General features: G+C 36.0%; 28 protein-coding genes. 16 read left to right on the top strand and 12 right to left on the bottom strand.

All coding sequences use genetic code 11. The annotated features are described in order from the left end of the window. Positions 1-73: 73 nt before the first annotated feature. A complete protein-coding gene (locus ACFSRZ_RS05845) occupies positions 74-259 on the bottom strand; it encodes a SymE family type I addiction module toxin (RefSeq protein WP_379665595.1) in 186 nt (61 codons plus the stop codon). Between the two features lie 145 nt (positions 260-404). On the opposite strand from ACFSRZ_RS05845, the gene ACFSRZ_RS05840 reads away from it, so the two are divergent. Next, positions 405-614 (top strand): helix-turn-helix transcriptional regulator, encoded by a 210-nt coding sequence (locus ACFSRZ_RS05840; protein WP_379665594.1) that lies wholly within the window; start codon positions 405-407, stop codon positions 612-614. Between the two features lie 79 nt (positions 615-693). Here ACFSRZ_RS05840 and ACFSRZ_RS05835 read toward each other — a convergent pair whose 3' ends face one another. The 5 genes from ACFSRZ_RS05835 to ACFSRZ_RS05815 all read right to left on the bottom strand — a co-directional run bounded on the left by ACFSRZ_RS05835 (position 694) and on the right by ACFSRZ_RS05815 (position 5,951). Continuing rightward, positions 694-1,026: a hypothetical protein gene (locus tag ACFSRZ_RS05835; protein WP_379665593.1), complete on the bottom strand. Its 333-nt coding sequence runs from the start codon at positions 1,024-1,026 to the stop codon at positions 694-696. Continuing rightward, complete coding sequence (locus ACFSRZ_RS05830; RefSeq protein WP_379665592.1) at positions 1,010-1,258, bottom strand: hypothetical protein; 249 nt, start codon at positions 1,256-1,258, stop codon at positions 1,010-1,012. Before ACFSRZ_RS05830 ends, ACFSRZ_RS05835 begins: the two co-directional genes overlap by 17 nt. Positions 1,259-1,308: 50 nt before the next feature. Then, complete coding sequence (locus ACFSRZ_RS05825) at positions 1,309-3,081, bottom strand: DUF6119 family protein (protein WP_379665591.1); 1,773 nt, start codon at positions 3,079-3,081, stop codon at positions 1,309-1,311. A gap of 286 nt (positions 3,082-3,367) precedes the next feature. After that, a complete protein-coding gene (gene amaB / locus ACFSRZ_RS05820; RefSeq protein ID WP_379665590.1) occupies positions 3,368-4,909 on the bottom strand; it encodes an L-piperidine-6-carboxylate dehydrogenase in 1,542 nt (513 codons plus the stop codon). A gap of 91 nt (positions 4,910-5,000) precedes the next feature. Then, entirely contained in the window at positions 5,001-5,951 is a 951-nt protein-coding gene (locus ACFSRZ_RS05815; RefSeq protein WP_379665589.1) for a hypothetical protein, read from the bottom strand. 87 nt (positions 5,952-6,038) lie between these two features. Between ACFSRZ_RS05815 and ACFSRZ_RS05810 the strand changes: the two genes are divergently transcribed. Next, on the top strand, positions 6,039-7,082 hold the full coding sequence (locus tag ACFSRZ_RS05810) for an isoaspartyl peptidase/L-asparaginase family protein (RefSeq protein ID WP_379665588.1): 1,044 nt from the start codon (positions 6,039-6,041) through the stop codon (positions 7,080-7,082). 3 nt (positions 7,083-7,085) lie between these two features. On the opposite strand, the gene ACFSRZ_RS05805 is transcribed toward ACFSRZ_RS05810, so the two are convergent. The 6 genes from ACFSRZ_RS05805 to ACFSRZ_RS05780 form a co-directional block, all read right to left on the bottom strand. Continuing rightward, a complete protein-coding gene (locus ACFSRZ_RS05805; RefSeq protein ID WP_379665587.1) occupies positions 7,086-7,415 on the bottom strand; it encodes a hypothetical protein in 330 nt (109 codons plus the stop codon). Positions 7,416-7,529: 114 nt separating this feature from the next. Continuing rightward, the gene (locus tag ACFSRZ_RS05800; protein ID WP_379665586.1) at positions 7,530-7,928 is read right to left on the bottom strand and encodes a hypothetical protein; all 399 of its coding nucleotides are present in this window, start codon (positions 7,926-7,928) and stop codon (positions 7,530-7,532) included. 11 nt (positions 7,929-7,939) lie between these two features. Then, entirely contained in the window at positions 7,940-9,304 is a 1,365-nt protein-coding gene (locus ACFSRZ_RS05795; protein WP_379665585.1) for a hypothetical protein, read from the bottom strand. 1 nt (position 9,305) lies between these two features. Beyond that, positions 9,306-9,842 carry an RNA polymerase sigma factor gene (locus tag ACFSRZ_RS05790; protein WP_379666074.1) on the bottom strand — a complete coding sequence of 179 codons (537 nt, stop codon included), beginning with the start codon at positions 9,840-9,842 and terminating at the stop codon, positions 9,306-9,308. A 28-nt stretch (positions 9,843-9,870) separates the two neighbouring features. Continuing rightward, positions 9,871-10,560 (bottom strand): hypothetical protein, encoded by a 690-nt coding sequence (locus tag ACFSRZ_RS05785; RefSeq protein ID WP_379665584.1) that lies wholly within the window; start codon positions 10,558-10,560, stop codon positions 9,871-9,873. A 10-nt stretch (positions 10,561-10,570) separates the two neighbouring features. Further along, positions 10,571-11,005: a hypothetical protein gene (locus ACFSRZ_RS05780; protein WP_379665583.1), complete on the bottom strand. Its 435-nt coding sequence runs from the start codon at positions 11,003-11,005 to the stop codon at positions 10,571-10,573. 89 nt (positions 11,006-11,094) lie between these two features. On the opposite strand from ACFSRZ_RS05780, the gene ACFSRZ_RS05775 reads away from it, so the two are divergent. From ACFSRZ_RS05775 to ACFSRZ_RS05710, 14 genes are all read left to right on the top strand, one after another. Then, complete coding sequence (locus ACFSRZ_RS05775; RefSeq protein WP_379665582.1) at positions 11,095-12,069, top strand: LuxE/PaaK family acyltransferase; 975 nt, start codon at positions 11,095-11,097, stop codon at positions 12,067-12,069. Between the two features lie 69 nt (positions 12,070-12,138). After that, entirely contained in the window at positions 12,139-12,582 is a 444-nt protein-coding gene (locus ACFSRZ_RS05770) for a YHS domain-containing (seleno)protein (RefSeq protein WP_379665581.1), read from the top strand. Positions 12,583-12,755: 173 nt separating this feature from the next. Continuing rightward, positions 12,756-14,372, top strand: coding sequence for a glutamate synthase-related protein (locus ACFSRZ_RS05765; protein WP_379665580.1), 1,617 nt, complete (start codon positions 12,756-12,758; stop codon positions 14,370-14,372). Position 14,373: 1 nt separating this feature from the next. Further along, complete coding sequence (locus ACFSRZ_RS05760; protein WP_379665579.1) at positions 14,374-15,117, top strand: hypothetical protein; 744 nt, start codon at positions 14,374-14,376, stop codon at positions 15,115-15,117. A 159-nt stretch (positions 15,118-15,276) separates the two neighbouring features. Further along, positions 15,277-15,663, top strand: a complete 387-nt coding sequence (locus ACFSRZ_RS05755) for a hypothetical protein (RefSeq protein WP_379665578.1) — start codon at positions 15,277-15,279, stop codon at positions 15,661-15,663. Positions 15,664-15,666: 3 nt separating this feature from the next. Then, a complete protein-coding gene (locus ACFSRZ_RS05750) occupies positions 15,667-17,619 on the top strand; it encodes a thiamine pyrophosphate-binding protein (protein ID WP_379665577.1) in 1,953 nt (650 codons plus the stop codon). A 1-nt stretch (position 17,620) separates the two neighbouring features. Next, on the top strand, positions 17,621-17,839 hold the full coding sequence (locus ACFSRZ_RS05745) for a hypothetical protein (protein ID WP_379665576.1): 219 nt from the start codon (positions 17,621-17,623) through the stop codon (positions 17,837-17,839). Continuing rightward, entirely contained in the window at positions 17,836-18,225 is a 390-nt protein-coding gene (locus ACFSRZ_RS05740) for a hypothetical protein (RefSeq protein ID WP_379665575.1), read from the top strand. The genes ACFSRZ_RS05745 and ACFSRZ_RS05740 overlap by 4 nt, the downstream gene beginning before the upstream one ends. Further along, entirely contained in the window at positions 18,225-19,253 is a 1,029-nt protein-coding gene (locus tag ACFSRZ_RS05735; protein WP_379665574.1) for a Rieske 2Fe-2S domain-containing protein, read from the top strand. The genes ACFSRZ_RS05740 and ACFSRZ_RS05735 overlap by 1 nt, the downstream gene beginning before the upstream one ends. A 10-nt stretch (positions 19,254-19,263) precedes the next feature. Beyond that, positions 19,264-20,058 carry a hypothetical protein gene (locus ACFSRZ_RS05730; protein WP_379665573.1) on the top strand — a complete coding sequence of 265 codons (795 nt, stop codon included), beginning with the start codon at positions 19,264-19,266 and terminating at the stop codon, positions 20,056-20,058. Between the two features lie 20 nt (positions 20,059-20,078). Next, on the top strand, positions 20,079-21,353 hold the full coding sequence (locus ACFSRZ_RS05725) for an APC family permease (protein WP_379665572.1): 1,275 nt from the start codon (positions 20,079-20,081) through the stop codon (positions 21,351-21,353). A gap of 97 nt (positions 21,354-21,450) precedes the next feature. Beyond that, the gene (locus ACFSRZ_RS05720) at positions 21,451-21,732 is read left to right on the top strand and encodes a hypothetical protein (protein ID WP_379665571.1); all 282 of its coding nucleotides are present in this window, start codon (positions 21,451-21,453) and stop codon (positions 21,730-21,732) included. Positions 21,733-21,870: 138 nt separating this feature from the next. Further along, the gene (locus tag ACFSRZ_RS05715) at positions 21,871-22,254 is read left to right on the top strand and encodes a BlaI/MecI/CopY family transcriptional regulator (RefSeq protein WP_379665570.1); all 384 of its coding nucleotides are present in this window, start codon (positions 21,871-21,873) and stop codon (positions 22,252-22,254) included. Continuing rightward, entirely contained in the window at positions 22,247-23,575 is a 1,329-nt protein-coding gene (locus ACFSRZ_RS05710) for a peptidoglycan DD-metalloendopeptidase family protein (RefSeq protein WP_379665569.1), read from the top strand. Before ACFSRZ_RS05715 ends, ACFSRZ_RS05710 begins: the two co-directional genes overlap by 8 nt.

The raw sequence follows: 23,575 nt of genomic DNA, 5'->3' as shown, positions 1-23,575 counted from the left end.
TGTTGAATGCTGTTTGTATGTAAAACGACAAAAGCAGGGATGAGTTACAAGCAGTGTTTCTTTTTTCTCAAAATTATTGTGAACTACTCTTTTCTAGTATAGTAAGAATAAGCTTGCCCTTTTGTTGTTGTATGTGGATTTCGTTGCCTATAGTAAACCCCAAATTTTCTAACCATTTTCCTTCTAATCTAATTTCTGGAACCCATATTTCATCATAAGTTCTTTTGCGTTGCTTTGGTTGAATTTTAATTTTTTTCATAAATAATAAAAAGCTTATTAGTTTTCAAATAATAAAAATAAAGTTTCGTTTTACGAAAACTTATAAGCAAATGTAGAAAATAATTTTAAAAATCAGTTGATTTGAGAACCATTATATTTGCGCGAAACGAAAATTAGTTGACCAAATGTCTAAACATAAGTACAACAGAATTAAAGTAGTATTGGCTGAACAAGAAAGATCAGCTAAGTGGTTGGCAGAGCAATTACAAAAAGATAAATCTACAGTTTCGCGTTGGTGTACTAATGATATGCAACCCTCTATTGAAACCTTTTATAAGATTGCAGAGGTGTTGGATATTGAGGTAAGAGAGCTGTTTGTGGCAACCAAAAAATAGTATTCTGTGAGGCTTACTCGTTTTATGGAGTAAATTGCTATTAACTGTAAAAGCATTGTTAAACTGGTTATAATTGAAGTTATACAATGTTAGGTACAGTATTTTCATTCATTTTATTTAATTCAGCATCTTTTTTCCAAATGAAAAATAAACTTGAAACGAAATTGAAAATTACTAAAAGCCAAGTCCATTCAGTTTTTACTTTTTTCTCCACATTTTTATAATTCCAAATTCGATAAATTAGATATCCAATTTGTATTAAAATTAGTCCGTTAGCTATTAATGCTTGATATTCAAAATTGATAACGTTATTTGTAATCCATTTGAAAAAATCATCATTCCAAAAAGTCAACATATAAGCAATTCCTACAATTGATGGAATTGTCAGTAATATTTTAATCAGTGTTGTCATGTTCTATAAATTCCCAAGGAATTTCTTTTTTGAAGGCTTGAATACATTTCTCCATTAACTCAAGTGAAATATTTTTTTTAAAAACTCGGATTGTCCTAATTCTTTCTGTGTCGTCTCTGAAAATTTCTGCAATCAATTCATCATTTTGATAAATTTCAACTCCGATTCCGTCACGTTCATTTACGTCACTTGTGATTATCACTCTATCTTTATTTTCTTTTAGTTTATTCATAGCAATGAGCCTGCTTGCAGCAGGCAAGTTATAGCCTTTGTTAGCAATAGTTATTTTCTTGGTATTTGATAATTCAATAAATCGTAGTAGTATGCTCTCATTTCACTCGAACATTGAATTAATGAGTATCTAGCTATGTTAGAAGTATATTTTTCAATATTTTCTTCAACAATTAAATCAGAGTTCAAATGTGATGTGAAAGCAAAAACAAAAGATATTTTTTTATCAAAAAGTGATTTAAAACCCTCCAGTGATAAACTATCAATATTATGTTTTTTTTCGATTAATCTTTTATAAATTTTTTCTAGCAATGGTTTATCCTTCGTGCCTAGTGTTTCCCTTAAACGCCTTGCTGAAATTGTAATTTGATTCGTCAATTCACGTATTTTGGATTGAAAACCATACTTTACGTGTATCAAGTAAATATTATTGTCGTCGTAATGAATTATATCACATAGCTCAAGGCCATCCGCAATGATAGTATCAATCACTATGTAATTTGGTTTAGAATCATACTTGAAATTATAATCTCCTTCAACTCGAATTACATTTTTATCCCAAGGTTCAGTTAATATTTTATTTGATGCTTTGTATGTCTTTAAAACGTGTTTGGTATTTGATTTTAAGTCCTCAACAAAAGAATCTTGTAGTCTATACCACTTAGTATCAACTAAAAATATTGGTGTTCCATCGTAAGGAAATTCTGTAGATATGTGGAATATGAAACCAGAACCCATTGAATGTTTACCATCTTGATAGCAAGTTACATAAGCACTTCTAACAAAATTCATAAAGTTAAAACGGTCATTTACTCCAAATCTTTCCACTGCTCTATTTAAAACTGCATCGTAAATTTCGTTTCTGTCATAGACAATTTTAAAAACAGTATATCCATTGTTTTCTGTCTTTTCTTTTAGTCGAAATTCGTCGGCCTCATAGAAATTTTCAATATTATTTGGATTACAAAAATCGTGTTGAAATGATTTATGAGCATTAGAGATTCTTCTGCCTAAGTTTTCAGTGTCATTGAATAAATGAGTAATTAATTCTTGATGAAGAATGTTATCCGTTAAATTTTTGTCCGTTATTTCCTTATAGGAATCCAAATAGTCAGATGGCGCAAGTTCTGATATTAAAACTAACTCCAAAATGACCTTATGTAGTTCATTAAAATCTAAGTTCTTTTTTATTTTGAATGCCTTACTTACATAAATTTGAATTCTATCATTTTCTTTGTTTTTAAGAAACCCAAAATGTAAATCGGAAGTTTCTTGACTTAATTTTAAATGTATTTCTTTAGTTACTTTCCCAAATTTTATATAGTCAATTATTCTATAATTATCTCTAAACTGTTCGCTTAGACCAGCTCTTGAACCTGTTATTCCTCTTGATTTTATAGATGCAATTTCATCATATTCAGGTTGCATTATCCTTGAGTAAACATTTAGACCAAAAGATTTATCAATAAAAGGTAATATTATTTGAAAGGCATTACCTCCAATAATGCAAAAAATGTCAAATTCAGTTTCAACAAATAATACTAGTGATAATTTTTGCTGAATGAACCCTTCATTTTTAGTTAATTCCTTTGGTAGGAAATCCTTCCAATCAGATACTGTTTCATTAGAGTCATAGAGATACAGATAATAGGTGATTTCATCTTTTGAAACCTTTTTTAATGTAGCTGAACTAAAAGTTCCTTTAATTCCAAGTTTAGCAAAAGAAGTATTGATTATTTTTTCAATAATCAGTTCGCAAGTCGGTAACTTTCTTAAGAGTCTATGTGCTTGGTCAATCCTATATATTTTAGGATTTTGTGTCATTTACAATTTTGTGTCATAATTATTGCTAACGGTCTCGGCTATGATTTCGTTGCGACTTCAAACTGCGAGGCGCCGAAGGCAAGTCGGCAGGAAAAGGCGCGCAGTAGAAATCAGCCATTTCGTTTTGTATTTATGTTTTTAAAATCCGCAATTCTTTTCTTTTTAATTCTTCTTTAGCAATTGTTATATGTAAGTTTCTTTCATTTTTCAACAATAACAGCTCTAAAATACAAAAAAACCTATCTCATTCGAGATAGGTTTTTAAAATATAAACGAACTTTTATTTTTATAGATCAAATTTGATTCCTTGTGCTAAAGGAAGATCTGTTGTATAATTGATGGTGTTGGTTTGACGTCTCATATACACTTTCCAAGCATCCGAACCAGACTCACGTCCACCTCCGGTTTCTTTTTCGCCACCAAAAGCTCCACCAATCTCAGCTCCAGAAGTTCCAATGTTTACATTGGCAATTCCACAGTCAGATCCGGCATGTGATAAGAAACGCTCTGCTTCACGTAAGTTGTTAGTCATAATTGCAGAAGACAATCCTTGAGCAACTCCGTTTTGTAATTCGATAGCATTTTCAACATCTCCGGTATATTTTAATAAATACAATACCGGTGCAAATGTTTCGTGTTGTACAATTTCGTAGTAGTTTCCTGCCTCAGCAATGGCCGGTTTTACATAACAACCACTTTCGTATCCTTCTCCAGACAATACTCCTCCTTCAACTACGATGTTTCCACCTTCAGCAATTACTTTATCTAAAGCAGCTTTGTACATGTCTACAGCATCTGTATCAATTAACGGACCTACGTGATTGTTTTCATCCAATGGATTTCCAATACGTAACTGACCGTAAGCAGCTACCAATGCATTTTTCACTTTGTCGTAGATAGAATCGTGAATGATCAATCTTCTGGTAGATGTACAACGTTGCCCTGCAGTTCCTACAGCCCCAAATACAGCTCCAATCACAGTCATTTTAATATCTGCATCCGGAGTTACAATAATAGCGTTGTTTCCACCTAACTCTAATAACGATTTTCCTAAACGCTCACCAACAGTTTTGGCAACAATTTTACCCATTCTGGTAGATCCTGTTGCAGAAACCAAAGGAACACGTTTGTCAGTAGTCATCATTTCACCTACTTTGTAATCACCTTGAATCAAACAAGAGATTCCTTCCGGTAAATCGTTTTCTTTTAATACTTCAGCAATGATGTTCTGACAAGCAACACCACACAATGGAGTTTTTTCACTAGGTTTCCATACACATACATCACCACAGATCCACGCCAAAGCAGTGTTCCATGCCCAAACAGCTACAGGGAAGTTAAACGCAGAGATAATTCCTACCACTCCTAACGGATGGTATTGCTCGTACATTCTGTGTCCCGGTCTTTCTGAGTGCATTGTTAATCCGTGTAACTGACGTGACAATCCAACAGCAAAATCACAGATATCGATCATTTCCTGTACTTCACCTAAACCTTCTTGGTAGCTTTTTCCCATTTCGTAAGAAACTAGCTTTCCTAAAGGCTCTTTCAACTCACGTAATTTCTCTCCAAACTGACGTACGATCTCTCCACGTTGTGGAGCCGGCATTGTTCTCCAAGTTTTGAAAGCCGATGTAGCAGCTGTCATTACCGTTTCGTAGTCTTTATTTGTAGTAGTTTTTACTTTCCCGATCAACTTTCCGTCAACAGGAGAATAACTTTCTATAATATCTCCATTAGAAAACCATTGAGAGCCTGTAGAAGAACCTTCGTTTAGTTCTTTGACTCCTAATTTTTCTAGGGCTTCTTGAATTCCGAAATCTGTCATTTTTCGTTTCTTTTTTTGGTTTGATTTGCGGCTCAAAAGTACAAATAAAGTTTTGTAAAAAAGAGGATTAAAAAACGGAAATGTTTAACTCCTAATGATAGGTGAAAGAATACGTGTACGAACTTACTCCATTGATGAAAACTTCTTTAGAAATCGGATATCCTTCATCATTGTATTCGTATACATTTTCATAGATTGTTTCTGTGGTTGAACTTTCATTGGAAATTACATAACGTGTTGCATTATTTGGACTGTTTCGAAGCATCCAAAAGAGATTATTGTAAACATTATTCATCGTATTTCCCCATTCCAAAGGAAAACCAAAAGAATATAGATCTAAAAGACCTGGAATTCGAAAAGTAAAAGTGAAAGGACTATATTGTTTTAAGTATAAAAAAGGATTTTCCTGATCGTCGTATTCAAACGTGATAACAAGATTCATCGTACCGGTAACAGGTCCTGAAACTTCTTGAGAAACCCGAATGAGGTTGTCATTTTCATCGTATTGAAATGTTTGACTCACATCTGTTTCAAATACTGAGCCTGTGGTGACAACACTATGGATAATTTTGGTATCTACTCTTTGAATATGGGTATAATCATTTGACCGGAATGTAAACGATTGTTCAGAAGTAAAGCGATGTGGAGTTACAAAAGAAGGAGCTTCTTGATAAAATGATGCTTCAACAGAATTTCCTGCATATTCATATTGAGAAAAATCCCAAATGATTTGAAAATCATCGATAAAAAGCTGAGTGACTTCGTTGACCAAACCTTGAGGGTCATAATGAAAAGAAAAAGCTCTTGACTCATAAGAAAAAACAAAAGGAACGCCTGTGTTTATTGAATCTAATCTCTGATTATCATAAAAGAACAGAACGGAGCTGTTGTTTTGAGTCTCTTTCCCCAAAGGCAATCCATTCTCATTGAATTCAAAATCATTAATGCTTTTCAGAAGAGTTGTGTATTGAGGAGAGCTAATTGTCTCTTCGGTACAACCAAAAGCAAGAAATAAGACAAGAAGGACAGCAATTTTTTTCATTGACATTTTTCATAAAGCTAATAGCAAGATAATGAAAATAATAGAAAGAAACTTTTGTAACTTAGTGCAGATTTAAACACCAACTACATGAAACGATTTTCTATCCTATTTAGCTTCCTTTTTTTAGTACTTGCCTGTAAAGAAACACCTCAAGAAAAACCTGTAGAGAAACAAGTAAATGAATTTGCGATTGTGATTCACGGAGGAGCCGGAACCATTCTGAAAAAGAACATGACTCCGGAAAAAGAAGCAGCGTACAAAGCAAAACTGGAAGAAGCTGTAAAGAAAGGATATGAGATCTTAAACAATGGAGGAACCAGTATGGATGCAGTAGAGCAAACCATTCATGTTTTGGAAAACTCTCCTTTGTTCAATGCCGGAAAAGGAGCAGTGTTTACTCACGATGAAGCCAATGAATTAGATGCATCTATCATGGACGGAAAAACACTAAATGCAGGGGCAGTTGCAGGAGTGAAAGATGTGAAAAACCCAATTACAGCAGCAAAATTGGTAATGACCAATTCACCACACGTAATGTTGTCTGGAGCCGGAGCTTCTCAATTTGCCAAAGAGCAAGGGTTGGAAATTGTAGACCCTAGCTATTTCTACACAGAAAACAGATTTAAATCGTTGCAAAGAGTTAAAGAAAGAGAAAAGAAAAAAGATGCAGACAAAACAGCGGCTTTTTACGATGCAGATATCAAAGACAGCAAATTTGGAACTGTAGGTTGTGTGGCTTTGGATAAACACGGAAACATCGTGGCAGGAACCTCTACCGGAGGAATGACCAACAAGCGTTGGAACAGAATTGGAGATGCACCTATTATTGGAGCAGGAACGTATGCTAACAATGCGTCTTGTGGAGTCTCTTCTACAGGATGGGGAGAATACTTTATCAGAGCCATGGTAGCACATGATATTTCTGCATTGATGGAATACAAAGGAATGACTCTTAAAGAAGCAGCACAAGAAGTAATTCAGAAAAAATTAACCGCCCTGGGAGGGACGGGCGGAATTATTGCCGTTGATAAGAACGGAAATATGGTATTTGAATTCAATACTGCTGGTATGTACAGAGCATCAATGGATTCGAAAGGAAACCTTACTGTGAAGATTTACAAAGAATCCTAATCTTTAATTTAACCACTTAACAGGTAGAGGCTTTAATTTTAGTTCTCTTAATTCAGTTTTCACCGGAATTTCGATCAAAGGAGCTCTTTTTACAGAGAGTCTGATATTTTGTTTTTTGTTGATCTCTTTTAAAACATCTTCTATGGTTCTACGAGCGCATAGAACTAAGCTGTTCATAATTACATTAGATTCAGTTTTTAGATCAAAACAGTCTACGTGAAACTCAGGTTTGTTATCTAAATAAATGATCCATTGTGCATTTATCTTTTTAGGGAACTCTAGAACCTCTTTGGTTCCTGTAAGTGTGCGGTAAGTAATTTGTTTTAATGTCATAATAATTTTTTGTTTTATACAATACGCACCTATTATAAAAACAGAGAAAAGGGAAAAAACCCTACCCTAACATTTAGTGTAACTCTTTATATAGGGGCGAAAAAGAGTATTAAATTAGTTGACGGGAATGGTTACTTCTTCATAAATATCATTGCCGTCATTATCGGTACCTTTCCAAAATCGGAAAACATAATCTTCAGTTTGAGTAACTGTTAAAGGAAATGTATAACTCTCAGAAATTGTAGCTTGAGAACAAACAATACTTAAGTTTTGTAATGCTCTTACAGCAACCGTTCTGGTAGTTCCATTAGGAACATAATACAATTCATAAAAACGATAACATCCATTAGGTAATGTATAGTTTACGGTAATATCTACCGTAGATCCAAAAGTAAGACTAGTTGGTGTTACAGCATCGTCTATAGCTAAGAAGTGTAAACGCATCTCATCACCGTTATCTACAGTACAAGAAACGAACATCAACAGAGAAAAAGCAAGAAATAATTTTTTCATTTTCGTAAGATTTAAAATTGATATTTAATTCCGGCATAAACGCCTAAAAAGTAAGGTTGGAAACCATTACTGTTTCTTGAGAAGGTATTCAAGTGAGCCTTGAACATAGGATTGAGGTTAAAGAGCCATTGTTGTGTAATGGCATAATCGAGATCAAGACCAAAGTTTGCACTAAAGTTCACCGAGTTCAAGTTGTTCGCCTGTCCAAGAGCAGAAGAATATTGAGATGATTTTAATTGAACTTCATTCTTATTTAAGAAGAGTGTGCTAAATCCGGAAACGATTCCGACAGAAAATTCATTGTGAGTTTTAAGTAAATAGGTTACTTCTAGAGGAACCTCCGTATAACTGTATACTTGTTGTAATTCTGCATCATTGGTAACCAGTGTTGCAGAGGTTAGTCCTGCTGCAATGTTTTGAGCATCAGAAGAAGACCCGATAAAAACACCACCGCTAGAATTAAAGTCTGTACTGCCTGAAAGAGGAATGTTTTGATTAACACTATTCAGGCCGCTTGAAATAACACCGGAAACAATACCGATGTCTTTGGTTGTATAGCTCATTTGTTGAGAGTAAACCCCTGAGCGAACCACCCATTTATCTGCAATCTTGTAAGAGACATTTACTCCTACAGAAGAATTGTAATCTCCGTTTACAGGATTTTCCTGTAAGCTACGATCTATAGAAGAGGTGTTTGAGAAAGAGGCTGCCTTCGAATATCCATATGAAGGTAAAACCGCCCATCTTTTTTTCTTTGAATTTTCATCTGCAGCAGAATCTTGTTGTTGAACAACATCCAGCAAACTTGCCAAAGGCTGTTCTTTTTTCGTCTTTATGAATGAATTAAGAGCGCTTGTTTTAAAAGACATTACATTAAATTCATCTGCAGGAAAAGAAAGAAGGGCGGTAAACTCAACCTCGGTTCTCAACCTTTCTTTTTCAAGTGTTTTTTTATCTATAGTATTATTGGTTTCTGTAGGTTTTTTCGGAACGTATTCTTCGGCAATAACAACCTCTTCAAGTTGCTGCTTTGGTAGCAAAGAAGGAGTCTTCTTTTTTGTTGAAGGCAAAGGAGTTTCTGTCTCTTTGGTCTTCGATTTTTTTAGATCTTCCTTGTCTTTAGGAGAAACAGTGATATCAGGGTCAGTTGTACGAAACGGATCCGGATCTTGTTTTTTGTTTTCTAATAACGGAATCAAAAGAAGTCCCATAACAACAATGGCCGCACCGCTATAGATCCACCAAATAGGGAATCTACGCTTCTTCTTTTTAGCCAATCGCCCTTCAATTTGCAGCCACATATCCGGTCTGGGCGATTGCTCAAGATGTTCCAGTTTTTCTTGGAAAAGATGATCTATATTTTTTCGATTTTCCATCTTACGCTTCTTGTTGCTTTTTTTGATATTCTATAATTTTCTCTTGCAAGATTGCTCGAGCTCGAGAAAGATTCGATTTGGAGGTTCCTTCTGATATTTGTAACATTTCTGCAATCTCTTTATGCGAGAAATGATCCAATACATAGAGGTTAAAAACCAATCGATATCTATCTGGTAGTTGTTGAACCAGACCCAACAAAAAATCGGTTTCGATATCTTGTTGAACTTCTACATAAACTTCTGCCGAAATTTCATCATCTCGAACAACTTCCAATCTGGATTTCTGACGGTATTTTTGAAGCGCTACATTAATTGTAATTCGCTTTAACCACCCTTCAAAGGAACCAGTACCCTTATATTGTGCTATTTTACTAAAGATAGTAATGAAACTATCTTGTAATACATCCTCTGCATCTGCAGTATTCTTTGCATATTTCAAACACAAAGCGAAAAGTTTATCAGAAAACATCTGGTAAACCCTTGCTTGAGCAGAAACATCGTTCTGACTACATCGTTCTATGAGCTCATTTAGTTGAATTTTTTCAAAAGTTTTACTAAAATTAAGCTTAATAATTCAGAACAGCATTTCCGTTTACACAACTAACCCCTGTAGGTTGTTGTGGAAGATCACACGTAGAAACAATTTGCCATGTTGTATTGTAATCTTCTTCAGCTTGCCTGTATGCTTCAACTTTTGCTAAAAAATCAGGAACATCTATCTGATTTGAATAAGCCAGATATCCCTGAGGTCCGCCACAAGCCTTTTCTCCATAAGGAGTATAACTCCAATCCGAAGAATTAGTGCATGAAACGCTTGTAGCAATCGTGTAAATTTCATCAAACAGATCCATCAAGGCTCTGTGATCTTGTTCTTGCTCTGAAAGCACTCTTTTTACTATCAGAGTAGTATTGTCCAGTAATTCAATACTCCATTGGAAGTTCCCCGGATACCCGCCAGAATTAACAGAAACCAATTCATCTTGACTAGACCAGGTTCCTTCTTCGTTAGAATAGGTCAAAGGTGGAGTACCACACCAACCGGAAGTTCGCTGAATAAAAGTGAAATCCGCATAAAAGGCCACTGCATACTGATCGGATGGAAGGCTGCTAATTCTTTCAAAAGTTAATCTCTCATTATCATAGGTTGCATTTCCCCATACACCAACTAGTAGATTGTTCGGATCAATTGTAGGGGCATTATTTTGTTGGCAAGCAACAAACAAACCCATCAAGAATAAGAAGTAAAGTTTTTTCATAGTGTAATTTTTAGTTCAAAATAATCTGTTGATCCCACCCTTCCAAATCCAACACTAAAATTTCAGAATCATCAGGTCTAATATTGTTGAGATTGAAGGTGAAACTACGTTGAAAAACAGCAAGGCAAGCCTCATTATTGATCAATGATAATCTTAATTCTCTTTTAGGAGGAATAGAAGGTTGCTGATCTTCAGCAGCTACTAATGTCCCTGCCCAACTATTTCCGCTACATCCACTGGAAGAAATTGAAATGGTTAAACAATTACGATCAATAGAAACTCCGGTAATCGTATAATTGTTTGTTGATATAGCATCATATAAACTTTGATCTTCTGTTATCAAATTGCCACAGGCTGCAGATAAAGGAATCTCGTCATTAACACTGCATGAACCAAGAATTCCTACAATACATACAAAAAATACAATACGGATCAATTTTCCCATAACGAACTTCATTTAATTTCTTTGTTCATTTATTAGATACAGAAAATATCAAATGGTTGCGTCAAATAAATTTTATTTTTGCTTTTTCAATGCAAAACGAAATTTTCAACATAAAAACAGAAGAAGACTTTAAAGATCTTTCTTTGCGAGTTTTCAAACATCAGTTTGAGAACAATGTAAGTTATCGGTCTTTTTGCGATCTCTTGTATATACACCCTAGCGATGTAAAAAGCATTGAAGAGATTCCGTTTTTACCCATTCAGTTTTTTAAATCACACGAAATTCTTTCATCAAAAGAAAGAGTACAAGAAATCTTTACAAGCTCGGGAACCACAGGAAGTGTTACCAGTAAGCATTTGGTTACAGACTTGTCTTGGTACGAGATGAGTTACCAAAAAGGCTTTGCACACTTTTATGGAAATATTGAAGAGTATACCGTTCTGGCATTGCTTCCCAATTACTTGGAGAGAGAAGGTTCTTCGCTAATTTATATGGCAAATGATTTCATTAAGAGATCTAAAAAACCGGACAGTGGGTTTTATCTTAACGATCTTGCTGAACTTTCAAAAAAGCTAAGAGAACTGGATAAAAAAGGAGAAAAAGTTCTATTGATCGGAGTCACTTTTGCCTTGTTGGATCTAATAGAAACAGAGCAGTTTGCATTAAAGAACACAATTGTGATGGAAACAGGGGGGATGAAAGGAAGGAGAAAAGAACTCACTCGCTTTGAACTCCATCAGATCTTGCAAAAAGGATTTGGTGTTTCTGAGATTCATTCTGAATATGGAATGACAGAGTTGCTGAGTCAAGGATATTCCCAAGGAAACGGAATTTTTAATTGCCCTCCGTGGATGAAAATATTGTCGAGAGACACAGAAGATCCGTTTACGGTTTTAAAAGACTACAAAACGGGAGGTTTAAATGTTATTGATCTAGCCAATTACAATTCCTGTTCTTTTATTGCTACTCAAGACCTTGGAAAGGTTAATGAAAATGGGGCTTTTGAAGTTTTAGGACGTTTTGATCATTCCGATATTAGAGGTTGTAATTTGATGGTGATCTAAAAACTTTTTCAAAAAAGTGTAATCAAGAAATTTTCTCTTCGACTATTCTCATGGATCAAAACGAGAAAAATGAGAAAAATCATCTTACTACTATTTGTTACTTTTTCCGCATCACTTTTTGCACAGGAAAATTACTACGTGAAAAAAGGGGCAGTTGCCAAAGGATATGATGTTGTATCCTATTTTGACAATCAGGCAAAAAAAGGAAACAAAAAAATCGCAACAGAATACGACGGAGTAAAATTTTACTTCTCATCTCAAGAGAATCTGAAAAAATTCAAAGAGAATCCAACAAAATATGTTCCGCAATACGGAGGATTTTGTGCCTATGCAATGGGAGCTAAAGGAGAGAAAGTATCGATCGATCCGGAAACATTTGAAATTAGAGATGGGAAACTCTACCTATTCTATAATTCTTGGGGCACCAACACACTAGACTTATGGGTAAAAGAAGGTGCAGAACAGCTGAAAGAAAAAGCAGATAAAAACTGGAAAAAAATCACTGAAAAATAATAGAGGGAAGTAAGTTCGGGGGAGCTTATTAATGATGGAGTTATTGAGAGCCGAAAAAACACCCTTTCGGCTCTTTCTGTAAGAAAGTTAAAGCTGTTGTGCTTTTAACTTTCAGGATGCTAGATATTTAGAAAAAATCAATTAACTTAAAGAACTCAATTAACTAAGTCTTCATGGAAAAAAAACTCGTGAAAATCGCGTCTGTTTCTGAATTGAAAGAGAAGCAACCAAGCTACGCTTTAGTAAAGAATACCGATTTGGTAATTATCAAACACGAAACAGGAATCTCTGTTTTGTATGGTAGATGTCATCATAGAGGGGCCTTGTTGGCAGATGGTCATATTGATGGAAAAAATCTGATCTGTGGAGTCCACGGATGGGATTACAGATACGATACCGGAATTAGCGAGTACAACAACGACGAGCAATTGCATAAGTTTCAGGAGTACATTGAAGGAGATGATCTTTTAATTGACGAAAATGAAGTAGCTGCTTTTGAAGTGAAACACCCACAACCGTTTCAGAGAGATGAGTATTTAGGAGCTTATGCAGACACACATCCTGAAGATACAGAACCTTATACAGGGTATATTAGAGAACTAGCCAGAAACGGGTTAAAAAACTTAGGGCACCACGGCTTTTCAGCATCTATGGGAGTTGATAGGAATACACTTCCTAAATGGAATGATATTCAATTCTTGCCGGCACAGTTGGCTTCGAGACCGCTGTTAGATGAAGATGAGGTAACAACCAAAGTTGTGATTGGACCCAGAGCAAAGAAACCGTTAGAATTAGATATTCCGCTATTTGTCTCGGATATGAGTTTTGGAGCTTTGTCAAGAGAAGCTAAGATTGCGTTGTCTAAAGGAGCAGAAATGTCTGGAACCGGAATTTGCTCGGGAGAAGGAGGAATGCTTCCGCAAGAACAAGCGAACAATAGTCGTTATTTCTACGAATTGGCTTCTGCACAATTTGGATTCTCATGGGATAAATTAGATAATGTTCAAGCTTTTCATTTCAAAGGAGGGCAAGGGGCAAAAACAGGAACCGGAGGACACCTGCCGGGAACCAAAGTAAGTGCAGAAATAGCTGCCGTACGTGGACTAAAAGAAGGAGAAACAGCAATTTCTCCGGCAACCTTTCCAAACTTCCACGGAGTAGAAGACTTTAAGAAGTTTGCCGAAGAAGTAAGAGAGAGAACAGGAGGAATTCCTATTGGGTTCAAAATAGCAGCCAGCCATATAGAAAAAGACATTCAGTTTGCCTTAGATGTTGGCGTTGATTACATCATTTTAGATGGTCGTGGCGGAGGAACAGGATCTGCACCAACCATCTTAAGAGACAACATTAATGTGCCCACGATTCCGGCATTGGCCAGAGCTAGAAAATACTTGGATAAAGTTGGTGCAACAGACATCACATTAGTCATTACCGGAGGATTGAGAATTGCAGAAGATTTTGCAAAAGCAATGATGTTGGGAGCAGATGCTATTGCCGTTTCAAACTCAGCGCTACAAGCTGTAGGCTGTTTGGGAATGCGTGCCTGTGGAAGCAACAACTGTCCGGTTGGAATTGCTACTCAAAAAGAATCTTTACGAAGCAGGTTGATTATTGAATCATCTGCAAAACAATTACACAATTATTTTTACGCAACCAATAACCTGATCAAAGTAATTGCAAGGGCTTGTGGATATGACGATATCTCTAAATTTAATCATAACGATCTCTCAACATTCGATTATGAGATGCATCGATTAACAGGAATCAATTACGCAGGAGTTACATCGTAGTATGGTAAAAACATTTCACATAGCGGCACAATATTTGGCAACAACAGCCATTAGTTTTCTAGATTCAAAAGCAGACGATAGTCATACCAATTTGGAATGGAAAAACGGTGTGCTTCGCACACATCCGTTAAGTGATCACAATTGTGTTTTGTCTTTAGATTATAAAAATTTCTCATTGAGATGGACTAATGACAGCGGATACAGAAAAGAGATGCTTTTAGACGGGAAATCACACTCAGAAATCATTACTTGGATTCGACGTGTTTCTCTAGATTTAAAGTATGCTAAAGTCTATGAATACAAGTTACACTACGAGCTCCCGTATGAAAACATTACAAGCGGATTTATTTTTCAGAAACCTCCAGAAGAGATAACAAATCAGTTAATTCAGCAAAGAGATTTAGCACAAAGTTCTCTAGAAGAAGTTTTGAAAAAAGTCCATCAAAATACAGCAATAAGAATTTGGCCGCATCATTTTGATTCAGGTTCATTTTTTGTCACTGATAATGAGATTGGAATTGGTTTAGGAATGGCTATTCCAGATACGATGATCGACGACTTTTATTTGTATGTAAGTGGTTATAAAGGGCACGATGCTATAGAGCTTCCTTCTTCCAGATCTTTGGAAAAAGGAGTTTACCATAACAATGGATGGAAAGGGTTTGCGCTTCCGGTTTCGGGAATTTCTGTAGAAGAAGCGGTAGACTTTTATACACAAGCGATCGATCAATATGTAAATCCATAAAAGTGTTTCAGCAATTTTAAAGATCTTATTCTCAGATTTTTTAAAACTGGAAACTATAAGGAAGTTACTCTTGTTCATACCTGTACCAACATGGTGTTTTCAATGATCGTGTAGAGGTTGACCATAGAAAAAGAAATACAAAAACTTTTAAGATAAGAGATGGAACAATGGTATTTGCCCATAACAATTTTACCGGGAATAGGATTACTCATCTTATCCACTTCAAATCAATTGATCGCTTTAAGTGGTGAGATTGCAGAACGATTGAAGTTAGAAATATGCAATGACGAGATCAGTCAACGAAAGCTAAGACAACTCAAACTTTTAAATAAAGGATTGGTTGGACTTTATATAGGCGCCGGAATGATGGTTGCTTCCGGAATATTATCCGGAGTACAAAACTTTTATTCCTTTTCCAATTCCTTTGGTATAAGCACAATGCTATTGGGCGTATTAAGCGTATTTATCTCCATCACTTTTCTAATTCTCTATTCGCTAAGAGCTGTGAGGATACGACAAGATCAATTTAAAGAATCAACATATTAACCTATGAGCACAAAAAAACTAGTTTGGCACAAAGTATTGGATAATAAAAAAGATCTTCCAGAAGGAAGAGTTAAAACAGTTACTGCCAATCATACAGGGATTTGTTTAACACATTACAAAGGGAAATTTTCTGCTTTAGATAATCGTTGCCCACATCAAGGAGGACCTTTAGGCGAAGGTTCTATAGAAAACGGAATGCTGCGTTGCCCATGGCATGGCTGGGATTTTGATCCGTGTACAGGAAAGCCACCGGGAGGGTTTGACGATGGAATTGATACATTTCCTGTAAAAGAAGAAGGCGAGGCTATTTATGTTGGTGTTGAAGAAGAAGCACCTCACGAAACAACCATTTCTGATATCATGGTAGAAACCATGGTGAATTGGGGAGTAAATCGCGTTTTTGGAATGGTAGGTCATTCCAATTTAGGGATGGCAGATGCCTTAAGAAGACAAGAAGAAAAAGGAAACTTAAAGTTCTTTGGGATTAGACATGAAGGAGCCGGAGCTTTTGCAGCCTCAGCTTATGGAAAGCTAACAGGAAAACCGGCAGCATGCTTTACCATTGCAGGTCCCGGAGCCACCAATTTGTACACAGGTTTATGGGATGCCAAAGTAGACAGAGCACCGTTACTTGCCTTAACCGGACAGGTAGCAACGCAAGTAGTAGGTACCGGAAACTTCCAAGAAGTAGATTTGATCAATGCTTTTGAATCTGTTGCCGAATTCAACCATAGGGTAGAAACTGCCAGTAAGCACAGCGAACTAATGGCTTTGGCTGTTAAACACGCGATCATTAATAGAGATGTTTCACATTTGACATTTCCGGATGATGTACAAACACAGCTTCCAAAAAAATGGGAAAAAGCACAAACTCCAGAAGGAAGAATCACACCTTTTACCATTTCACCGCCCAAAGAAACATTTGAGAAAGCAGTAGAGCTGTTGTCATCTTCAAAACGACCTGTAATTGTTGTTGGGCACGGAGCGCGTTTTCATATGGATCAAGTTATTGCTTTTGCAGAAAAGATCAATGCACCGGTATTAACAACATTTAAAGGAAAAGGACAAATTCCGGATAACCATCCGTTAGGATGTGGTGTATTAGGAAGAAGCGGAACACCTATTGCTTCGTGGTTTATGAATGAAAGCGACGCCTTATTGGTAATTGGAGCCTCCTTTTCCAATCATACAGGAATTACACCTAAAAAACCAACAATACAAATAGATTTCGATCCATTGGCATTAAGTAAATTTCATAAGATCGATGTGCCTCTTTGGGGAGAAATTTCAACAACGGTGGCCCAATTAACAACTTCTTTGGAAGGAAAGATGAACACAGTAGATCAACGTTCTGAAATTGCTGAACGTTGGAAGATTTGGAAAGCAGAAAAACAAAAGAGATTGTTGGAAGACGAAGGGCATGGCGTAAGCTCTATTGCCATTTTTGAAGCGCTTACCAAACTAGCACCTAAAGATGCCATCATGTGTGTAGATGTAGGAAACAATGCCTATTCTTTTGGAAGGTATTTTGAAAGTAAACAACATACGTTTTTAATGTCTGGATATTTAGGATCTATCGGATTTGCTTTACCAGCTTCTATGGGGGCTTTTGCAGCAGTTGGAACAAATAGGTCCATTGTAGCAGTATCTGGTGATGGAGGGTTATGTCAGTATTTGGCAGAGATTTCTACATTGGTAAAATATGAAATGCCGGTAAAACTTATTGTGGTTAATAACGGTGAACTAGGAAAGATATCTAAGGAACAACGAGCAGGAGAATTTGATGTTTGGAAAACCGATTTACACAACCCTAATTTTTCTGAGTTTGCAAGATCATGTGGAGCTTGGGGAAAGCGAGTTGAAAATAAGATCGATCTAGAATCGAGTATGGCAGAATTATTCACACAAGAAGGCCCCGCAGTATTGGAAGTAATGGCTGATGTAAATCTGATCTAAGATGGAAATGATCATCAAAATATTTTTAGGATTTCTAGGGTTTTATATCGCCTTTGGGATCTTATTCGGACTCTATTTTCTATTTGTAGGAGCTAATAAGATCGATCCGATCTTAGCTAATGGAAAAAAAGGAGTTAGAGTACTGCTATTCCCGGGAGTTGTAGCTACATGGCCTTTGTTTATAAGGAAAGCATTCAAATCTAAACCGACTTCTGTATGACCTCTGGATTAAGAAAAGCGCATAAGATCAGTTGGATTTTAATCGCTGTTTTTGGGACAATTTTTCTGTTTTTTACGATAAGAGGATTGAATTTTGATTCTCAAAGAACAGAAAATCGAGAAGAAGCGATTACTTCAGTCCAAACAAAAGAAAACAAATGGATCAAACTCTCTCAGAAAGGAAATCAAATACAACTAATAGTTAAAACTCCATTAAAAGCATCTTCTTCCGTAGTCTATGGAATAGGAGCAAACGGAGAAAGAAGCAAGTCTTTAGGACAAGTGTCTACCGTTGGTATTTATGTCTTTTACACAGACAATCCCATACAGGGAATCCAAATATTTGATGAGATAAAAGAAGTTGAACTTACTAAACTGAAATTCTAATGAGTGTAAGTTATCAATATATCATCTGGAACAAATTCAAAAAAAGATATGACAGGATCATCGTTTTTGGAATGATTCTGTACATTCTCTTATTTACCGGAATTACACTGATCTTTAACCCCAATACTTCTCCGGAAACGTTAATCATTCGCTCTTTTGGCTCATTAGCTATTGTCATGCTGCACATCATTTTGATCATAGGTCCTTTGTGCCGATTGAACAACCGTTTTCTTCCTATTTTATACAACAGAAGGCATTTAGGAGTAAGTATGTTTATTGCTGCTTTGGTGCATGGAGGCTTTTCTATGTTTCAGTTTCATGCCTTGGGTGATGTAAATCCGTTTTGGTCGTTGTTTACCTCTAATATGGATTATGGCTCATTGGTAAACTTCCCTTTTCAGGTACTAGGTTTTTTAGCCTTGTTGATCTTGTTTGTAATGGCGGCAACAAGCCACGATTTCTTTTTGGCAAACCTTTCGGCAAAAGTTTGGAAGCGATTACATATGATGGTTTATCTAGCGTATATATTACTGCTAGCTCATGTGTTTTTAGGGAACTTTCAGCAGGAAACATCACTGTTTACAATTTCGTTTATGTTGATAGGCTTTATAAGCATCACCGGACTTCACATCGCAGCAGCGATGAAAGAAAGCACAACAGACCAAATGAAACTAGCAGAAAGAGAAGGTTGGTTAAAAGTGTGTGAAGTTGAAGAAATAGAAGATGATAGAGCCAAAATTTTTACAGTAGGAAAAGAACGAGTAGCAGTTTTTAAATACGACGGAAAGCTTTCGGCAATTCACAATGTATGCAAACACCAAGGAGGTCCTTTAGGGGAAGGAAAAGTGATTGATGGATGTGTTACTTGCCCTTGGCACGGCTATCAATATTTACCCGGGAATGGGCAGTCTCCACCACCTTATACAGAAAAAGTGGCCACATACGAACTTAAATTACAAGGAACAAGCATATACATTAATCCAGAACCTTTTGAAGAAGGAACAGAGGTACAACCTGTTAACTGTTAAGTAAAAAATCATGAAAGAAAAGAAAGAATTTTTTGTTCCTTATATCGAAGGAAGCTTAGGAAAGAATACCCGAAGAGCGATCAAAAGATTTGCTTTACTGGCTTTGTTTACCTTGGTGTTGGGAGCTGTAGTTTTCAGCTTTTTCCAAAAACCTTTTAAGAACAGTACATTTGAGTTGACATCCGAAACGAAGATCACTGGAGTTTATCATGAAAGCCCATATCCAATGTTGCGTGTAGAGGTGGCAGAGGGAGATTTTAAGAACGTTGTATTGTTAGGGTTTGGAAAGTCCAGTGCTAATCCATACTTGAAAAAAGTTCAAGAAGAAACTCCTGATTTAAACGGTAGAAAATTGACAATTGAAGGAAATCTAATCTACTACAATGGAAAAACATTGATGCAGATCACAGATGAAGAAAAAGTACGACTGGCAGATCGTTCAGTTACTCCGATTTTTTCAGGGCAAGAGATCACAAGAATGGTATTTCAAGGAGAGATCATCGACCCCAAATGCTATTTTGGTGTTATGAAACCCGGAAAAGGAAAGATTCACAGAAGTTGTGCCGTTCGTTGTATTTCCGGTGGAATTCCTCCTGTTTTTGCCTCCACTGATGGGAATAATGTGGCAAAATACTTTCTATTAACCGACACAAACGGAAACCCAATTAACGATAAAGTATTACCCTTTGTTGGTCAGCCGGCTAACATAGAAGGCATGGTAGAAAAATTGGGAGACGATTGGTTTGTCATCAAAACAGATATAAATCAAATCAAACTCCTTAACAAAGAGTCGTCTATATATTAGTAACAACCAACGAAACCAACATGAGTAAAAATCAAATAAGCCTAAAAGAAGCCGTTTCCATTGGAATTGGAGGAATGGTAGGCGGAGGAATCTTTGCTGTTTTAGGGCTGGCTGTAGCGCTGGCGCAAGGAGCAACACCACTAGCTTTTTTAATAGCTGGGGTTATCGCATTTTTAACGTCTTACTCATATGCTAAACTATCGATGAAATATCCTGACAGAGGAGGAACGGTAAAATTTATGAATGTAGGATTTGGAATTGGTATTTTTAGCGGTGGATTGAACAATTTACTTTGGATTAGTTATGTGATCATGTTGTCTTTATATGCCAGCGCCTTTGGATCTTATGCACCTAATTTGATTACCATCACAGGAGGCGCCTTAGATACACATATCTTCATTAGTTTTATCATTTTACTAGCTACAGGAATCAACTATTACAGCATTAAAGTTGTAGGGAAAATAGAATCCTATGCCGTGATTATTAAACTGATGATTCTTTTGTCTTTTGTAGCTGTGGGAATCTATGGATTGATCGGAAATGAAAACCTACATCAACTAGCGGTATCTAATTGGGAAGCGCCTATGAAGATCCTTACCGGTGGAATGGTCATTTTTGTTGCCTATGAAGGTTTTGAGTTGATTGCCAATGCTGCTCCGGATATTAAGAATCCCGAGAAGAATATTCCCCGTTCGTACTTTATTTCTGTATTGTTTGTAATTGCACTCTACATTATAATTGCTTTGATTACGGTTGGATCATTGCCTTTTGGAGACATTGCCAAAGCCCAAGATTATGTATTGGCAGAAGCGGCAAAACCATTGTTAGGAAAAGTAGGGTTTACTATTATAACTATTGCAGCTTTGATCTCTACATTCTCTGCTATCAATGCATCTTTGTATGGAGGAAGTAGAGTAAGTTATGAGTTGGCAGAAGATGATGAGTTACCTCATGAGCTGACTAAAAACTGCTGGAATCAACCTATTGGTTTAGCAATTACTGCTGTACTAACCCTTATTATTGCAAATACTTTAAATCTGGAGAGTATTTCTACTGCAGGAAGTGTTGGTTTTTTACTCATTTTTGCAATGGTGAATTATGTGGCTTATAGGAAGTCTTCAGAGATCAAAGGAAACAAGATCATAACCCTTTTAGCAACCTTACTATGCTTGATTGCCTTGATTGCTTTGATCGTTCAGCAGGCAGAATCTAACTTAAAAGGAGTGTTGATTGCTGTTGGAATTGTTTTTGGAAGTTTTTTACTTGAATTTATCTATAAGAAAACAAAAGCTTAACCTTCGATTTTGAGAAAGGTCTAATTTTGATTTATTGAAAAATAAGCAAACTCGTGAATGTATAGATCATGCAGTTGCTTCAATAAATTGAAAACAGATGAAAAGGAAAATTGTTGATTACATTAAGCTAACAGATGAAGTTGTTCGACTTTTGGTGCAAAAATTCCCGGATGGCTACGGAGATGATGACATTGTAAGCTTTAACAATGCAAAAGGAGAAATCATTCATGCTGTTGAGGTCAAAACAGATGATACTATCTATTTGGTGAAGATAAGTATGAATCTTGCTCAAAAAATGGAAGACCACTCAGATGCTAACGAGATCAACTTAGAAGAAGCTCACCCGGCAATAGATACTGACAGCTTGTACAATCTTTAACTAAAGCGTATCTAGTTTCAACCTTTTTTATGCTAAAAAACAAACCCTTTACTTGTCAAAACAAGCAGTTGCATAACTATTGATATAGTTTTATGACTATATTTATAGTTATATTAAAAAATAATCTATATTTGCTGCATGAATGAATTAACAAAAGCAGAAGAACAGGTGATGCAATATGTATGGAAGTTAGAAAAAGCTTTCCTAAAAGATATTGTTGAAGAGTTTCCTGAACCTAAGCCGGCATATACTACAATTTCAACGGTGGTAAGGGTTTTGGTAAGAAAAAAATACCTTACTTACAAAACCTACGGAAAAGTTCATCAATATGCTCCTGCTATTTCCAAAGAGAGTTATTTTCAACGACACATGAAACAACTCATAGGGAGTTTTTTTAACGGTTCTCCCAGCAAATTTGCTTCATTCTTTACTAACAGTGAAGATTTGAATGTAACCGAACTGGAACAAATGAAATTAATGATAGAGGAGAAAATAACCCATTTAAAAAGTAAAAATGAGTAGTTTCTTTATCTATTTACTGCAAGCTTCAGTTGTTTTCTCAATTGTTTTTTTGGCTTACAAGTTCTTCTTGAGTAAGCTAACATTTCATGCTGTAAATCGATTTTTATTATTAGGTCTTGTGCCTATTTCACTACTCATTCCTTTTAGCAAACAGATCATGCCGGAAACCCTGTTTCAGGAAACAGCAGATTTGGTGTTTATGGAACACATCAGGCTAGGGGCATTTCATGAAATAGAAACGATGTCTGCTGCAACAGAAAATGCTGCTATAGATTACTGGAACATCGTATTGATTATTTATTCTTTAGGGGTCTTGCTTGGTCTTTATAGGTTGATTAATACAACAAGAAGCTTATGGGTTTTAAAAAGACAATCAATAGTTCACAATAGAGAAGGGTATAAGCTTATTGAAAGTGAAAGCTCGGAAATCTTCTCCTTTTTCAATTGGGTTTTCATACCTAAGGAAACAGCAACAGACTGTGACCCTTGGATTTTAGAGCACGAAAGAGCCCATGCTCGTATGAAACATTCGTTGGATATTTTGTTCATCGAATTGTTTATCACTTTTTTCTGGATAAACCCATTTGTATATATGTATAGAAGATCCGTAAAATCTCTACATGAATTTCAGGTAGATCATATGGTACTTAGTAAAGACGTGAAACTAAGTGAGTATATGGAGTTGCTTTTACAAAGTTTGAAGATCAAAAAACCGAATACACTCTACAGTTATTTCCATCACCCAATGATGAAAAAAAGGATAGATATGATGACCAAAGAAAGATCAAACAATTTTTCTAAGGCCAAATACCTTCTGTTATTCCCGTTATGTGCATTCCTCTTCTTTGCTTTTGCAAAACCTCAAGAAAGGAAAGTTGAGGTGGTAAATACAATAGAAACACCAGTGGTTAAAAAAGCACTTTCATTCATTTTTCCGGTAAAAGGGGCAACAAAGAAAGATATTTCATCGTTTTTTACTAAGAATAGAAAGCATCCGGTTCTTAAGATCAACAAAGCGCATGAAGGAATTGATATTCGAGCAGATCAAGGAACACCAGTTGTGGCTTCCGAAGAAGGAATCGTTGTTCTTGCCAGAAAGGAAGCACAATGGGGAAATCTAGTTGTTGTGAAGCATGCAGAAGGATATGAAACCTGGTATGCTCATATGTATAGCTTGAATACCCAAGAGAAAAAACGAGTGAAAAAAGGTGAGGTAATAGGTTATGTGGGAAGCACAGGAAACACAACAGGGCCTCACTTACACTTTGAACTCAGAGATCAAGGAAAAAAACTAAATCCCCTAAATTATATTGAAGATTAA

This window comes from Pseudotenacibaculum haliotis, from assembly GCF_042684245.1.
In the GTDB taxonomy this organism is placed as follows: Bacteria; Bacteroidota; Bacteroidia; order Flavobacteriales; family Flavobacteriaceae; genus Polaribacter; species Polaribacter haliotis_A.
Note: the sequence above shows the minus strand (reverse complement) of the source record. Positions and strands in the feature narration are given on the sequence as shown.

What these genes read in the sequence shown, in the direction of transcription:
- ACFSRZ_RS05770 (WP_379665581.1), top strand. Translation starts at nt 12,139, where the DNA reads ATGAGAAAAATCATCTTACTACTATTTGTTACTTTTTCCGCATCACTT.
- ACFSRZ_RS05720 (WP_379665571.1), top strand. Translation starts at nt 21,451, where the DNA reads ATGAAAAGGAAAATTGTTGATTACATTAAGCTAACAGATGAAGTTGTT.
- ACFSRZ_RS05825 (WP_379665591.1), bottom strand. Translation starts at nt 3,081, where the DNA reads ATGACACAAAATCCTAAAATATATAGGATTGACCAAGCACATAGACTC.
- amaB (WP_379665590.1), bottom strand. Translation starts at nt 4,909, where the DNA reads ATGACAGATTTCGGAATTCAAGAAGCCCTAGAAAAATTAGGAGTCAAA.
- ACFSRZ_RS05830 (WP_379665592.1), bottom strand. Translation starts at nt 1,258, where the DNA reads ATGAATAAACTAAAAGAAAATAAAGATAGAGTGATAATCACAAGTGAC.
- ACFSRZ_RS05840 (WP_379665594.1), top strand. Translation starts at nt 405, where the DNA reads ATGTCTAAACATAAGTACAACAGAATTAAAGTAGTATTGGCTGAACAA.
- ACFSRZ_RS05775 (WP_379665582.1), top strand. Translation starts at nt 11,095, where the DNA reads ATGCAAAACGAAATTTTCAACATAAAAACAGAAGAAGACTTTAAAGAT.
- ACFSRZ_RS05800 (WP_379665586.1), bottom strand. Translation starts at nt 7,928, where the DNA reads ATGAAAAAATTATTTCTTGCTTTTTCTCTGTTGATGTTCGTTTCTTGT.
- ACFSRZ_RS05845 (WP_379665595.1), bottom strand. Translation starts at nt 259, where the DNA reads ATGAAAAAAATTAAAATTCAACCAAAGCAACGCAAAAGAACTTATGAT.
- ACFSRZ_RS05745 (WP_379665576.1), top strand. Translation starts at nt 17,621, where the DNA reads ATGGAAATGATCATCAAAATATTTTTAGGATTTCTAGGGTTTTATATC.
- ACFSRZ_RS05760 (WP_379665579.1), top strand. Translation starts at nt 14,374, where the DNA reads ATGGTAAAAACATTTCACATAGCGGCACAATATTTGGCAACAACAGCC.
- ACFSRZ_RS05795 (WP_379665585.1), bottom strand. Translation starts at nt 9,304, where the DNA reads ATGGAAAATCGAAAAAATATAGATCATCTTTTCCAAGAAAAACTGGAA.
- ACFSRZ_RS05740 (WP_379665575.1), top strand. Translation starts at nt 17,836, where the DNA reads ATGACCTCTGGATTAAGAAAAGCGCATAAGATCAGTTGGATTTTAATC.
- ACFSRZ_RS05780 (WP_379665583.1), bottom strand. Translation starts at nt 11,005, where the DNA reads ATGGGAAAATTGATCCGTATTGTATTTTTTGTATGTATTGTAGGAATT.
- ACFSRZ_RS05810 (WP_379665588.1), top strand. Translation starts at nt 6,039, where the DNA reads ATGAAACGATTTTCTATCCTATTTAGCTTCCTTTTTTTAGTACTTGCC.
- ACFSRZ_RS05735 (WP_379665574.1), top strand. Translation starts at nt 18,225, where the DNA reads ATGAGTGTAAGTTATCAATATATCATCTGGAACAAATTCAAAAAAAGA.
- ACFSRZ_RS05725 (WP_379665572.1), top strand. Translation starts at nt 20,079, where the DNA reads ATGAGTAAAAATCAAATAAGCCTAAAAGAAGCCGTTTCCATTGGAATT.
- ACFSRZ_RS05835 (WP_379665593.1), bottom strand. Translation starts at nt 1,026, where the DNA reads ATGACAACACTGATTAAAATATTACTGACAATTCCATCAATTGTAGGA.
- ACFSRZ_RS05755 (WP_379665578.1), top strand. Translation starts at nt 15,277, where the DNA reads ATGGAACAATGGTATTTGCCCATAACAATTTTACCGGGAATAGGATTA.
- ACFSRZ_RS05715 (WP_379665570.1), top strand. Translation starts at nt 21,871, where the DNA reads ATGAATGAATTAACAAAAGCAGAAGAACAGGTGATGCAATATGTATGG.
- ACFSRZ_RS05765 (WP_379665580.1), top strand. Translation starts at nt 12,756, where the DNA reads ATGGAAAAAAAACTCGTGAAAATCGCGTCTGTTTCTGAATTGAAAGAG.
- ACFSRZ_RS05805 (WP_379665587.1), bottom strand. Translation starts at nt 7,415, where the DNA reads ATGACATTAAAACAAATTACTTACCGCACACTTACAGGAACCAAAGAG.
- ACFSRZ_RS05710 (WP_379665569.1), top strand. Translation starts at nt 22,247, where the DNA reads ATGAGTAGTTTCTTTATCTATTTACTGCAAGCTTCAGTTGTTTTCTCA.
- ACFSRZ_RS05815 (WP_379665589.1), bottom strand. Translation starts at nt 5,951, where the DNA reads ATGAAAAAAATTGCTGTCCTTCTTGTCTTATTTCTTGCTTTTGGTTGT.
- ACFSRZ_RS05750 (WP_379665577.1), top strand. Translation starts at nt 15,667, where the DNA reads ATGAGCACAAAAAAACTAGTTTGGCACAAAGTATTGGATAATAAAAAA.
- ACFSRZ_RS05785 (WP_379665584.1), bottom strand. Translation starts at nt 10,560, where the DNA reads ATGAAAAAACTTTACTTCTTATTCTTGATGGGTTTGTTTGTTGCTTGC.
- ACFSRZ_RS05730 (WP_379665573.1), top strand. Translation starts at nt 19,264, where the DNA reads ATGAAAGAAAAGAAAGAATTTTTTGTTCCTTATATCGAAGGAAGCTTA.